We start from the raw sequence: 14,096 nt of genomic DNA, 5'->3' as shown, positions 1-14,096 counted from the left end.
CAAAGAATACAGACTCGTCTTCTTCGCTAAAATCTTCTGTGTGTGTGCTTTCTATGCGGAAAATATTATCATCAGGCTGAACTAGAATCTTTTCCACCTCTGGGGTACCCTGAATGTACTTATTAACTATGTCATCAACAGGGACATTTTCATATTCCTTTACACAGGTTTTTAGGATATGACCAATAATTCCCTTTTCAGACAAAACCTTTTTGCAGGCATTATCATATAACCGTTTCCGCCGCTCATCAGCATTTCCCATAAGCCTTCTCCTTGTTTGAATAATATATGATATTTTTAGATATTATATTTATATTATACTACATAATTTACAAAAATACTAATATTATTAAATAAAATATTTATATTACCTAATCTGTCACAGATAGTAACACCTTTTCCCCCGTCCTCGACGGTCCCCCGACGCGAAGCTAGTCTTTTAGGGCTCCCCCAGAGGGAGGCAAGATATAATTACGAAATCCCAATTCCGCATTCCGAATTACGAATTACGCATTCCGAATTACGAATTACGAATTACGCATTCCGAATTACGAATTACGAATTACGAATTCTGAATCCCCCCCTATTCCCCTCCTCCACGCAAAAAAAGACGCAGGCACATCGTCTCCGTCTTTTATACCACATGAAAGTTTAACGAAATATACATAAAAAGGACTGCGACCTTCGTACATCGCAGTCCATGAATGTTATTTAAGCAAGAAATTATACAGTTGTACGGCTAAACTGGTCACGCAAAATTACATCGTGGGAACCACCCTCTACAATGGAGGTAGAGGATACCAAGGTCAGGCGGGCCTTCTCCTGAAGCTCAGGAATAGTCAGGGCACCACAGTTGCACATGGTAGAGCGAATTTTACTCAAGGTTATCCCCACATTGTCATGAAGGGAACCGGCATAAGGTACATAGGAGTCAACGCCCTCTTCAAAGGACAGCTTCTTGGCCCCGCCCAAATCATAACGCTGCCAATTCCGGGCCCGGTTGGAGCCCTCACCCCAATACTCCTTATAGTAAGTACCATTAATCTTGATACGGTCAGTTGGAGACTCGTCGAAGCGGGAAAAATATCTGCCCAGCATCATGAAGTCAGCTCCCATAGCCAGGGCCAGGGTCATGTGATGGTCATGAACGATACCGCCATCGGAGCAAACCGGAATATAAACACCAGTCTTTTCATAATATTCATCACGGGCCTTGCAGACATCAATAAGTGCCGTTGCCTGACCACGACCAATGCCCTTGGTCTCACGGGTAATACAGATGGAACCGCCACCGATGCCCACCTTAATAAAGTCTGCACCAGCTTCAGCCAGGAACATGAACCCATCCCGGTCCACCACATTACCGGCACCTACCTTTACATCCTCACCAAAGTGCTCATGAATATACTTCAATGTAATACGCTGCCACTCAGAGAAGCCCTCGGAGGAGTCAATGCACAGCACATCGGCACCAGCCTTTAACAACGCAGGTACACGCTCAGCATAATCACGGGTATTGATACCAGCTCCTACGATATACCGCTTATTGGAATCGATCAGCTCCAGCTCATGCTCCTTGTTGGCGGTGTAATCCTTGCGGAATACCATATATACCAAGCGCTGATTGGCGTCCACCAACGGCAGCATATTCAGCTTGTGCTCCCAGATGAGGTCATTGGCCTCTGGCAGAGTAGTATTAGCACCGGCATAAACCAGCTTCTCAAAGGGAGTCATAAACTCAGAGGCAGGGGTATCCAGCCCCATACGGGAAATCCGATAATCACGGCTGGTCACAATACCCAACAGCTTACCGGTTGGTTCCCCATCCTCCGTAACCGCCATAGTGGAATGACCGGTCTTTTCCTTAAGCTCTAAAATCTCACCCAAGGTTGTAGAAGGCATAATATTGGAATCACTGCGAACAAAGCCAGACTTGAAGTTTTTCACCTTGGCCACCATAGCAGCCTCTTCTTCTATTGTCTGAGAACCATAAATAAATGAAACGCCACCCTCACGAGCCAATGCAATGGCCAGGGTATCATTTGATACGGACTGCATAATGGCGGAGGTCATAGGAATATTCATGGAAATCTTTGGTTCTTCACCCTTTTTGAACTTAACCAACGGCGTCTTCAAGGATACATTTGCCGGAATGCACTTATCAGAAGAATAGCCTGGAACCAATAAATATTCGCCAAAAGTGTGTGATGGTTCTTCAAAATAGAATGCCAATTTAATCCCTTCTTTTCTGTAAATTTTTAAACAACAACGCTTCTTGAAACCCTATCAGGTCAAAAGATATTGTTACTATACTAGTACAAACCCTGCACCTTGTCAACAAAAAAAGGGCTGTCCTTTAAGCAAGGACAGTCCTCTATTTAAACTTATTCTACAGTTACAGATTTGGCCAAATTTCTTGGCTTATCCACATCGGCACCACGGGTAATGGCAGTGTAGTAGCTCAATAACTGGAGTGGAAGAACGGCCAACAATGGAATCAGCAGCTCATCGGTATTGGGAACGGAAATAACATGGTCGGCATACTTCGTAAGCTCCGTATCTCCCTGGGCAGCAATACCAATAACCACCGCATCACGGGCCTTAACCTCCTTGATGTTGCTGAGGGTCTTCTCATAAACGCTCTTCTGGGTAGCCAGGGCCACTACCGGCACACCGGTGGTAATAAGGGCCAGAGTACCATGCTTCAGCTCACCTGCGGCATAGGCCTCAGCGTGGATATAGGAAATCTCCTTCAGCTTCAGGGAACCCTCCAATGCCACCTCATAGTCCAAGGCACGGCCAATGAAGAATACGTCGGTGTTAAAGCCATATTTCTTGGCAAATACCTTTATAGGCTCCACATCCTCCAGGGTCTCGCTAATCTGGGAAGGAATCTCCCGCAGCTTGCCCAGCAGCTCCTTCATGCGACGGGGTGCCACGGTACCCCGAAGGCCTGCCATATAAGCACCCAGCAGGAACATAACAATAAGCTGGGTAGTATAGGCCTTGGTGGAGGCTACGGCAATCTCCGGGCCGGCCATGGTATAAATAACCTGATCTGCCTCACGGGCAATGGAGGAACCCACCACATTGGTTACAGCCAGGGTCTTAGCCCCCAGCCGCTTGGCCTCCTTCATGGCCGCCATGGTATCACTGGTTTCACCGGACTGGCTGACCACAATACACAGGGTATTATCATCGATAATCGGCTGACGATAACGGAACTCAGAGGCAATATCCACCTCTACCGGAATACGGGCCAACCGTTCAATATAATATTTACCAACCAGACCGGCATGATAAGCCGTTCCGCAGGCCACAATGAAAATCTTGGAGAAGGAATTTACATATTCCTCGGTCCAGCTGAGCTCCTCAAGAACGACTGCAGAATTATCCTTGGCAATACGGGAAGCCAGGGTATCGCGGACGGCCTTTGGCTGTTCGTGGATTTCCTTAAGCATGAAATGCTCATAGCCGCCCTTTTCAGCTGCCTCAGCATTCCAGTTAACCTCAAATACCTTCTTGGTAATAGGCTCACCCAAGCTATTGGTAATCCATACGGAATCCTTCTTTACCACAGCCACCTCACCATCATTTACGATATAGGTGCGACGGGTACGGGCAATAATGGCCGGAATATCGGAGGCGATGAAATTCTCATCATCCCCAAGGCCAATAACCATTGGATTATCCTGCTTGGTACAAATCAGCTTGTCCGGGTCATTTTTGCTCATAAATACGATGGAATAGGAGCCCTCAATACGCTTAATAACCTCACGAACAGATGCCTCAAAATCGCCGTTGTAGACTTCCTCCAGCAGATGAGGCAAAACCTCGGTATCCGTGTCAGACAGGAACTTGTGCCCCTTGGCCATAAGCTCTTCCTTCAGGGTCATGTAGTTTTCAATAATACCGTTATGTACTACCGCAAAATCCCCATGACAATCGGTGTGAGGATGGGAGTTGTTGTCGGAAGGACGCCCATGGGTTGCCCAACGGGTATGACCGATACCAATATTCCCCTCAGGAACATTGCCCTCTATCTTTTCCTCCAAAGCGGCGAGACGACCTACGGACTTTTCTACACGAATTTTCTCCCCGCTAAGAACAGCAATACCAGCTGAATCATAGCCGCGATACTCCAGCTTGGTAAGGCCCTCAATAAGGAATGGGGCAGCCTGCTTGCTGCCAATGTAACCAACGATACCACACATAAATAAAACCTCCAATATAAAACTGGAAGTCCCATGTCCTGCCCAAATGCCGCTCTGTCCTGTCAGTCACCTGACAGCTTTAACAGCATTCTAACGACCGGCAAGCCGAGAGGCATCCGCTGATAAATCGACAACCTCTTCCTCGTCACCTCACTGCCCAAGCAGCGAGGCCATGCGCTAGAACATCAAGTTCTTTCATTAATATGAACATAAAGACTTCAAAAATAATATTACCGTGATTTTGACCCTGGAGCCAAAATCACGGTACGTATTATAGACTATTAATATATCTTAGTCAAGTATTATACACACATAGGAGGATAGTGCCCATACAGTGGCCTTTTTTACGTCGGCACTTAGTGAATGCAAGCTGAAAATACTGCATGAGCTTAGTGTCCGCTACGTAAAATACAGAGTGCGAGCGTTCACCGTATGGATACTATCCAACGCTATTACATCATACCAGGCATGCCGCCCATTGCACCGGCACCGGCCATTGGGTTGGCAGCACCCTCAGGAGCCGGCTTATCAGCAACCAGGGTCTCAGTGGTGAGAACCATGGCAGCGATGGAAGCCGCATTCTGCAATGCAGAACGGGTAACCTTGGCAGGGTCAACGATACCGTTGGCAATCATATCAACGTACTCACCCTTGTATGCATCGAAGCCAACGCCGACTTCTCTATTCTTAACCTCAGCTACAACTACAGAGCCCTCCAGACCGGCATTGTTGGCAATCTGGCGAACTGGCTCCTCAACTGCACGGCGTACAATATTGATACCAGTCTTGATATCGCCCTCAGCCTCAAGAGCATCCAAAGCAGGGAGAATATCGATAAAGGTAGTACCACCACCAGCTACGATACCTTCCTCAACAGCAGCACGGGTAGCATGGAGAGCATCCTCAACCCGGAGCTTCTTGTCCTTCATCTCTACCTCAGTGGCAGCACCGATTTCAATAACAGCTACGCCGCCGGAGAGCTTGGCCAGACGCTCCTGGAGCTTCTCCTTGTCAAAGTCGGAGGTAGTGTCAGCAATCTGCTTCTTAATCTGCTCAATGCGGGAGCTGATTGCACTCTTTTCACCCATGCCGTCAACAATAGTGGTATTTTCCTTGGAGGAATGTACCTGACGGGCACGGCCCAAATCCTCGATGGTTACGCTGTCCAGCTTGCGGCCCAGCTCCTCGGAAATAAGCTGACCGCCGGTGAGGATTGCAATATCCTCCAGCATAGCCTTGCGACGATCGCCAAAGCCAGGTGCCTTAACAGCCAGAGCCTTGAAGGTACCACGGAGCTTGTTTACAACGATGGTAGCCAGAGCCTCGCCGTCCAAATCCTCAGCGATGATAACCAGCTCCTTGCCCATCTTAACAACCTGCTCAAGAATTGGGAGAATATCGTTAACAGTGGAAATCTTCTTATCGGTAATGAGGATATAAGGATCGTTCATTACAGCTTCCATCTTGTCAGTATCGGTAACCATGTAAGGGGAGATGTAGCCGCGGTCGAACTGCATACCCTCTACAACGGACAGGCTGGTCTCCATACCCTTGGATTCCTCAACGGTGATAACGCCTTCCTTGCCAACCTTTTCCATGGCATCAGCAATGTACTGACCGATTTCCTCATCGGCAGAGGAAACAGTAGCAACCTGGGCAATAGCCTTCTGGGACTCTACTGGCTTGGAAACCTTCTTCAATTCCTCAACCAAGGTCTTCACAGCCTTCTCAATACCCTTTTTCAGAACCATAGGGTTAGCACCAGCAGCTACGTTACGCATACCCTCATGAATCATAGCCTGGGCCAACAGGGTAGCAGTGGTGGTACCGTCACCGGCAATATCGTTGGTCTTGGTAGCAACCTGACGAACCAGCTGAGCACCCATGTTTTCAAATGGATCATCCAGCTCAATATCACGGGCAATGGTAACACCATCATTGGTAATGGTCGGTGCACCAAACTTCTTATCCAGAACTACGTTGCGGCCCTTTGGACCAAGGGTAACCTTTACTGCATTTGCCAATGCATCAACGCCCTTTTCCAGAGCACGACGAGCTTCTTCATCAAATAAAATCTGCTTTGCCATTTTAAATGCCTCCAATATATAAGAAATAAAATCAACCTAAAAGGATATTACTCGATTACACCAAGGATATCGCTCTGACGCATAATGAGGTAATCCTTGCCATCAATCTTAACCTCAGTACCGGCATACTTGGAATAAAGGACACTGTCCCCAGCCTTAACCTCCATAGCGATGCGGTTGCCTTCCTTATCAATGCTGCCTGGGCCTGCGGCAATAACCTTGCCCTTCATTGGCTTTTCCTTGGCCGTATCAGCCAGAATAATGCCACTGGCCGTCTTGGTCTCAGCCTCAGCAACCTCAATAACAACTCTGTCACCTAATGGTCTAATCATATTTATCTGCCTCCTAAAAGATAGTTTGTTAACTATTTTGTTAGCACTCCATTTAGCTGAGTGCTAACTCCGAGTATTATGATAAATCTATTTGCAAAAAAATGCAAGCAAAAAGTCAAAAAAGCAAAGAAATCATTAAATGACTTCTTTGCTTATAATTTTTTCAGGGCTGTCCCCGGTATGAAAAATCCTCAAAAGAGCTTATTATTTTAATTTATATCCTTCCCTCATCAGCACAGACATGGCTTTCCCCCATTTATGCTCCTTTACCAGGATGTAATCCGTATTGTACGTGGACACGGAGAATATACTGATACCATTGTCAGCAAGAATAGTGGAGATTTTTGCCAATACCCCTACCATGGATAAATCCACCATTCCATCAATATAAAAGCCCTTCCAGCCATCATCCCGTTTTATGCAATTGGCTGGTGCCTGCTCCGTTTTGCATACAAGGGATATTTCCTCATTGGTTTTGGCCAAAAAGAAAAAATCCATTGTCATGTCTATTTCTGAAATATCACTTACCTTACAAACTGTAATACTATCCTTTATAGCTGTCAGATCCATGATGTACCCTCCAATTTTTAAAAGCACTGCCTCAATACTGCTGCCGCTGAAACTGCCTTCTCTTTTTTTACCTCCGGGCCCGTTCCGCCACCTTATACCACCGGCACCCTGTTTCTAAAAAATGAACAAACATTGGTGAAAGGGCTGTCCCATCACGCCTTCCACAGCATGATTTTGAACATATGCCGCTTACACAAGCTGAAGAGCTTTACCCTGGTTCATATAATTCTATGTTATATAATTCTATACAGCACAGGCTAATTCCTCTTTTTATTATGAAATCTTAGCGAATCAAATCCGAAGGATGCAGATGAGCTTTAGATTTCGTTGTAAGGGCGTAGTGCGAGTTTGTTTTTCCTTTTCTTTGTCCTTTATATCCCGGATATTGGAAAAGTGTTATCGCTATTATTGGGCTTTATGTAAAATTATTTCTGCCGCAAATTACCAATGCAAATTGAAAAAAGATACGCAGTCCAGACGCTCCCTAAAGGAAGGGGTGAGAGGTCAAACCACATATCTTTTATGAGGCTAATTATACATTATTTTACAGATAATTTCAAATTTTTTGAACAATCATACAAATGGAGATAGGCCCAGCTTCATATATTTTATACTTGTTACAGGCTGAATACATCTGATAAAATGTATTGATTAAGTAGAATTAATTTGACTTGGAACAAATACAACTAAGTTAACTATAAGGCAGGTGTTTATCCTTGGCACAATATTTTATTCGTCATCCATTACAGGCCATGGTGCTGGCCCTTTTGCTCACCATGTTGGGGCTGGTGGCAGTCTTTCGGCTGCCTATAGCGGAATATCCCCAAATTATGCCACCTACAGTATCCGTATCCACCACCTACCAGGGGGCAGATGCTACTGTTGTACAGGATACTGTTGCCAATGTTATCGAAGGGGAAATCAAGGGTATTGATGGGCTGCGTGCCATGACCTCCAATTCCGATGCCTCAGGAGATTATAAGCTGGATATAGAATTTGCCCCCAACATAAATGGAGCTGTAGCGGCCGCCACCGTACAAAATCGGGTGGCCATTGCCCTGTCGTCACTGCCCCAAGCGGTACAAAGCTATGGGGTAACCACCACCCGCTCCATGCCCGGCATGGTATTTGCCATGTCCCTGTGTTCACCAAAGGGCACCTATGACAGCGTTTACCTGCAAAATTACGCCCAAATCTATCTTTTGGACAAAATAAAGCGGATCGACGGTGTAGGCAACGTGGATGAATATGCGGAGGACTACTCCATGCGCATTTGGCTGCAGCCTGATAAGCTGTCCACCAGGGGTATGGTAATCACCGATGTTTTATCAGCCATTAGGGAGCAAAATGTACAGCCTGCAGCGGGGGCCTTGGGAAAAATGCCTACCAACCAGCTCCAGGAGCATCAGATGGTGGGGCGGATAAAAAATCGTCTGGAGACACCTGAGGATTTTGGCAATATCATTTTACCAACCCCCGAAAACAGTCTCCTGCGGATAAAGGATGTGGGCTGGGTAGCGGAGGGCCGCCGGGATACCCGTTATCTTGCCTATCGGGATGGATTGGAAGCAGCCACCTTCAGTATTTCCCTGACAGATAGTGCCAATGCCCTGGATACCATTAACGAGGTAAAGAAGGTGCTGAATGACGCTCAGGAAATGTTTCCGCCGGATATGGAATACCGTATTGTAGTAGACCAAACAAATTTCATCAAGGAATCCATGGTAGAGGTTGCCTATACCTTTATAGAAGCCTTACTGCTGGTGGCTGTTATCGTCTATTTGTTTCTGGGCAGCCGACGGGCTACCCTTATCACCCTGCTGGCAGTACCGGTTTCCCTGATTGCCACCTTTTTCGTCTTTTACCTTTGTGTATATTCCATAAATCTGCTGACCCTGTTTGCCCTTATTTTGGCCATTGGTCTGGTGGTGGATGATGCCATTGTCATTATTGAAAGTGTATTTCGCCATTGTGAGCGTGGACTGCCAGTAACTGAGGCGGCTTCAGCGGCCATGAGGGAGGTCCAGGCGCCTATCATAGCCATTGCCTGTGTACTGGCCGCTGTTTTTATACCAGTTGCCTTTCTGTCAGGTATGACCGGTACCCTGTACCGCCAATTTGCTATCACCCTGGTGGCCTCCATGAGCATCTCCGCCTTTGCAGCCCTGTCCCTGACCCCGGCCCTTTGTGTCCTGCTCCTTAGGGGAAAAGAGGATGTCAATGATAACAACCCTTTGCTGACCTGGTTTGCCCGCATTCTAAAATACCTGGGGCGAAAATATCAGCATGGCCTCAATTTTTGCCTGCGCCGGGGCAGACTTACCCTGATATTTCTGTTCCTGTTTGGGGCAGGCACCTTGGGGCTATATATGACTATGCCTCAGGAATTTTTGCCAAATGAGGATCAGGGATATCTGGTGGCCGGCGTCAATCTTCCTTCTGGTACCTCCTTAAACCGTACTGCCGAATCCCTAAGCCATCTGTCAGATAAAATAATGAGCAAGGAGGGCATAAAGGCGATAATCTGTATAAATGGCGTTGACCTGCTGGGCGACAATACCCGACCGGATGCGGGAGTATTGTTTATTGCCCTGAAGGATTGGTCCGAACGCCTTTCAGAGGGCCAGGGTGCCGATGAGCTGCTGGAATGGCTGGAAGAGGCTGCCCAGGAGACTGTGCCGGAAGCCAGGTTCATCGCTGTATCGCCACCACCATTACCGGAGCTTGGCCTGACCAGCGGCGGTTCCATGCATTTACTGGATTTGGCCAATCATTCCGACGAGGAGCTCCATAATATAGTGGGAAAAATCCTCCTTGAGGCCAAACAGCGACCGGAATTCAGTGACGTCGAAGCCGATTTTGACATGGGTACCCCTTATGTGGATTTTACCGTAAATGAAGACAAAGCCAAAATGCTGGGGGTTAATCTCACCGATATATATGATACCCTTCAGGTAAATTTTGGCGGAGATGAGGTAAATGATTTCATACGGTTTGGCCATGTGTACAAGGTAGTGGTACAGGCCGATACCGATTACCGGGATAAGGCAGCCGCACTGCGCTTCCTGTTTGTCCGCAACAGCAATAACGAGATGGTGCCCCTTGATGCCTTGGTAAAGGCCAATATTGCCTCAGGTCCGGCCAGCATCACCCGCTACAACGGAACCAGAAGCGTTCATTTTGAGCTTGTCCCAGGAGAAGGCTACTCCACCGGAGAAGCTATGGATGCCATGGAAAGGCTGGTAAAAGACGTGGCTCCCAAGGATTTCCAGGTTGCCTGGGCAGGAACCAGCCGTCATGCCAGGGAGGCCCAGTCTGAAGCGGCTATAATGCTGGTATTGTCCTTGGTATTTGTATTTCTTTGTCTCACCTATATATATGAATCCTGGCGATTGCCTTGGGCGGTACTGTTGTCCCTGCCTATTGGTATCGGCGGAGCATTGTTGGCCGAATTGGTGGCCGAACAGCCGGGCAGCCTATATATGCAAATAGGTATATTGCTGGTTGTGGCCCTGGCCGCCAAAAATGCCATTCTCATTGTGGAATTTGCCAAAGAACGCCAAGCCAGGGGAGCTTCCCCCTTGCGGTCGGCCATTATTGCAGCCAAGCTGCGTCTCCGGCCTATTCTCATGACCTCCGCCGCCTTTATTATAGGCTGTCTGCCTCTGGCCATGGCGGCCGGAGCCGGCTCCGGGGCCCGCAGTAATATGGGCATCGCCGTTGTTGGTGGCATGACTGTAGCTACCGTTTTAGGGGTATTAATCATACCAGTGTTGTATGTGGCTATAGCAGGTAAACACCACCAAAAAAATACAGATATGAAGGAGCTTCACTAAAAATGGATTTATTGGCTGACAGGCTATATAGTCTGTGGAATTATCTATGGCGCAGACTATCATGGCAAATGCTATTTATATTTGGCGTCGGTATATTTCTATGGCGTAATTTGCTATTTCCCATGGTCGCCGATGATTACTCCTATGCCTTCATTTGGGATGGAGCCAATGCCGGTAATCTGCTGGACGGTATTGGGGCACGCCAGAGAATTACTTCTATAGCTGATATTGTTACCTCCCAATGGTCCCACTACTTCACCTGGGGCGGTCGGGTTCCATCTCTGTTTATCGCTCAGTTCTTTGCCTGGCAGGGGAATGATGGTATTTTATTTGATTTGTTCAATACAGTTGCTTTTGCTGTTTTAGTCTTAATACTCTTTTGGCTGGCAGCCGGAAAAATACAATCTCCAGCCAAAAGCAAGGCGGGACTTCTCTTGATACTGCTGGGCCTGTTTTTCTCCGTGCCCTCATACATGTATACCATGATATGGCTGACAGGAGCATGCGTCTATTTATGGACGGCCATTGCTGAATGTGCCTTTATGCTCCCCTATTGCCTGGCCTTTTGGCAGGCTTCGTTTTGGGCTAAGGCTGGTCCATGGCATAGTATTTTTATGCTGCTGTTGGGGATATTTGCCGGCTGGTCAGTAGAACCGGGTGCTATCATAACCACCCTGATGATTATAGTCCTCTTGCTTCTTTTTTACCGACAAAAAAAGCTCCGTTCCTGGCAGCTTGCTGGTTTTATTGGCCTACTAATTGGTTTAAGCCTTTTGATGATGGCCCCCGGCAGCCTTATGCGGTTAAAAATCATGCAGGAGCTGGAGGCGGAATATACTATGCCGCCGGAGCTGCTTTGGACAGCGGATATGTTTCTCTATAATTTTTTTGAGGGCTTTTTACCCGTATTTACAGGGGAATTGCCCCTACTTATTCCCATTGGCATTTATTTTTGGAAAAGCAGTGGTAACAAGGAGCTAACCAGATATATTTTGCTGTTCACCGCCGGAAGTATTCTATTGTTATGCGCCATGCTGTTTTCCCCGGATTTTCGGGCCCATGCCGGCTATCATAGTGTAATTTTCCTGCTGGTGGCATCAACCGCCGCCCTGCGCTCCCTTCTCCCTATGATAAAGGTCTGGTGTGAGCAGATGCCGAAGGTTCGCCTAGGAGTAGCCCTATTAGGCTGTCTCTCCATTGGTATATGGCTAATTACTTCTATACTATGCCTGATTATCGAAACATCATACGCTAATCAATGGGCTGTACGACACCAAATCATTGCCAAGCATAAGGAGGATAATCTCATTGTGGTTCCCGCCATAAAAATCCCGTGGCACCTGGATAAAATAACTGGCAACCGCTCTGTTACCGATATGTTGCTAATGTTTGGCGGAGATTTGGAAAGCAATCCAACGGACAACCGCTCCAATATGTTTGCCCAGTATTACGGGTTAAAGGGAATAATTATTGATAAACGGGTTGATTGGGGAAAATATGGGGAGGTAAATGAATGGTAGAAAAAAATAAACACCTTACCAGCAAATTCCTGTCCTGGCAGGTGTTGTTCTTATTATTCTTAGCTTTGTTTTTTGTGCGAAATTGTCTGCTGCCTATGGTATCTGATGATATTCCCTACGCCTTTATCTGGGACGGGGCGGACAGGGGTAACCTCTTGGATGGAGTAGGCCCACAACAGCGAATATCTTCCTTTTATGATATCGTTGTCAGCCAGTGGTCCCATTATTTTACCTGGGGGGGCCGAATTTTAGGTATTGGACTGACCCAAGTATTCGCCTGGCAGGGCAAGGAAATCTTTAACCTTCTAAATACATTGGTCTTTGGTGGACTTATGCTGCTGGTCTTTCGGATTGGCACAGGCCTGCCTATCCCAAAAATGAACCGAACCTATATGCTGTGGCTGGTACTTAGCTTTTGGTTTCTGCTGCCTGATCCATTCCTGACCACTTTGTGGATGTGCGGCAGCTGCGTATTTTTGTGGATGGGATTACTGGAGTTTCTATTTCTGCTCCCCTTCGCCATAAAATACTGGCACCCGGATTTTTGGCAAAAGCCGCCCCGCTGGTCAGTGCCCCTTATGGCCCTCAGCGGCCTGTGTGCCGGCTGGTCAGTAGAGACCGGTGCCGCCGCCACCGGCCTTATCACCCTATTGACACTATTTTATTTTTATAAACAAAAGCAGCTGGCTCCATGGATGGTGGTTGGCTTTGTCTTTCTGTGCATCGGCGGACTGATGCTGACCCAGGCCCCTGGGGAAATGGTACGGCTTGAATTGCAGCGTCTATATGAATACAACCCGGATTTGCCAGCGGATATGTATTGGACGCCGCTAATGTTTAAAATTAACTTTTATGAATGCTTCTGGCAGGTAACGAAGCTATGGTTACCGCTGCTTGCCCTCATGGGCTGCTATATATGGCAGCTGCCCAGCGGACACCGCTGGAACCGGGTAACCAAATTCCAGGCTGTTATGATGGCCGGGGCCATTTCCGTTATGCTTGTCATGATATTCGTTCCCGTAGCACCAGCCCGGGCCGGTTTTTTCTCCACCGTGGCGGTAATCGTCGCATCCATGTCCGCTTTGAAGGAGCTTATGCCAGAAATAGACGCCTTGTACCAGCGACGCAGGCTGCTTTGTCGGACAGTAACCGCCTGCAGCTTGGCCATGGTAGCTGCTACAGCGGCGATATTTTGCTGGGTTGAATGGGATGTGCGCCAGCAATGGATGAGCCGCATTGACTACCTGAATGACCATAGGGACCAGGAGCTGGTGGTGGTACACCAGATAGATGTGGTACCTATTGCAGATGATATTTGCGAATATTGGGGCTGTGTTACCTGGAATACAGATATATTGGCCTGGGGCTCTGACCTAGAGCCCCGCCCCGAGGGCAGTCACAACATCATGTATGCCCAATACTACGGCTGGAAGCAGGTCATAACCGACGGGGAAGACCGCCGACTTATCGAATAAAATTTGAAATCGAGTAGGAGGAGGATTTAAATAAATCCTCCGACCTCTCACACCACCGTGCG

At 47.5% G+C, this 14,096-nt stretch carries 8 protein-coding genes and 1 pseudogene; 3 read left to right on the top strand and 6 right to left on the bottom strand.

Translation table 11 applies throughout. The features are described from left to right. The 6 genes and pseudogenes from Q0Y54_RS07610 to Q0Y54_RS07585 all read right to left on the bottom strand — a co-directional run. Window positions 1-262, bottom strand: a pseudogene (locus Q0Y54_RS07610) (hypothetical protein); the annotation flags it as partial. A gap of 461 nt (window positions 263-723) precedes the next feature. Continuing rightward, the gene (locus tag Q0Y54_RS07605; RefSeq protein ID WP_297965930.1) at window positions 724-2,232 is read right to left on the bottom strand and encodes an IMP dehydrogenase; all 1,509 of its coding nucleotides are present in this window, start codon (window positions 2,230-2,232) and stop codon (window positions 724-726) included. 152 nt (window positions 2,233-2,384) lie between these two features. Then, on the bottom strand, window positions 2,385-4,214 hold the full coding sequence (gene glmS, locus Q0Y54_RS07600) for a glutamine--fructose-6-phosphate transaminase (isomerizing) (protein WP_297965927.1): 1,830 nt from the start codon (window positions 4,212-4,214) through the stop codon (window positions 2,385-2,387). Between the two features lie 452 nt (window positions 4,215-4,666). Next, window positions 4,667-6,301: a chaperonin GroEL gene (gene groL / locus Q0Y54_RS07595; RefSeq protein WP_297965925.1), complete on the bottom strand. Its 1,635-nt coding sequence runs from the start codon at window positions 6,299-6,301 to the stop codon at window positions 4,667-4,669. Between the two features lie 47 nt (window positions 6,302-6,348). Continuing rightward, the gene (gene groES / locus Q0Y54_RS07590) at window positions 6,349-6,633 is read right to left on the bottom strand and encodes a co-chaperone GroES (protein ID WP_297965922.1); all 285 of its coding nucleotides are present in this window, start codon (window positions 6,631-6,633) and stop codon (window positions 6,349-6,351) included. 204 nt (window positions 6,634-6,837) lie between these two features. Continuing rightward, window positions 6,838-7,203: an ACT domain-containing protein gene (locus tag Q0Y54_RS07585; protein ID WP_297965920.1), complete on the bottom strand. Its 366-nt coding sequence runs from the start codon at window positions 7,201-7,203 to the stop codon at window positions 6,838-6,840. Window positions 7,204-7,919: 716 nt separating this feature from the next. On the opposite strand from Q0Y54_RS07585, the gene Q0Y54_RS07580 reads away from it, so the two are divergent. Genes Q0Y54_RS07580 through Q0Y54_RS07570 form a run of 3 tightly spaced genes read left to right on the top strand, consistent with a single transcriptional unit; the run spans window position 7,920 to window position 14,034 of the window. After that, a complete protein-coding gene (locus tag Q0Y54_RS07580; RefSeq protein WP_297965918.1) occupies window positions 7,920-11,039 on the top strand; it encodes an efflux RND transporter permease subunit in 3,120 nt (1,039 codons plus the stop codon). 2 nt (window positions 11,040-11,041) lie between these two features. Beyond that, window positions 11,042-12,559, top strand: a complete 1,518-nt coding sequence (locus tag Q0Y54_RS07575) for a DUF6056 family protein (RefSeq protein WP_297965916.1) — start codon at window positions 11,042-11,044, stop codon at window positions 12,557-12,559. Continuing rightward, the gene (locus Q0Y54_RS07570) at window positions 12,553-14,034 is read left to right on the top strand and encodes a DUF6056 family protein (RefSeq protein ID WP_297965914.1); all 1,482 of its coding nucleotides are present in this window, start codon (window positions 12,553-12,555) and stop codon (window positions 14,032-14,034) included. The genes Q0Y54_RS07575 and Q0Y54_RS07570 overlap by 7 nt, the downstream gene beginning before the upstream one ends. The last annotated feature ends 62 nt before the right edge of the window (window positions 14,035-14,096 follow it).

Source organism: uncultured Anaerovibrio sp. (genome assembly GCF_947302755.1).
Classification (GTDB): Bacteria; Bacillota; Negativicutes; order Selenomonadales; family Selenomonadaceae; genus Anaerovibrio.
This window is presented reverse-complemented; position numbering and strand designations above follow the sequence as displayed.

What these genes read in the sequence shown, in the direction of transcription:
- glmS (WP_297965927.1), bottom strand. Translation starts at nt 4,214, where the DNA reads ATGTGTGGTATCGTTGGTTACATTGGCAGCAAGCAGGCTGCCCCATTC.
- groL (WP_297965925.1), bottom strand. Translation starts at nt 6,301, where the DNA reads ATGGCAAAGCAGATTTTATTTGATGAAGAAGCTCGTCGTGCTCTGGAA.
- groES (WP_297965922.1), bottom strand. Translation starts at nt 6,633, where the DNA reads ATGATTAGACCATTAGGTGACAGAGTTGTTATTGAGGTTGCTGAGGCT.
- Q0Y54_RS07585 (WP_297965920.1), bottom strand. Translation starts at nt 7,203, where the DNA reads ATGGATCTGACAGCTATAAAGGATAGTATTACAGTTTGTAAGGTAAGT.
- Q0Y54_RS07575 (WP_297965916.1), top strand. Translation starts at nt 11,042, where the DNA reads ATGGATTTATTGGCTGACAGGCTATATAGTCTGTGGAATTATCTATGG.
- Q0Y54_RS07570 (WP_297965914.1), top strand. Translation starts at nt 12,553, where the DNA reads ATGGTAGAAAAAAATAAACACCTTACCAGCAAATTCCTGTCCTGGCAG.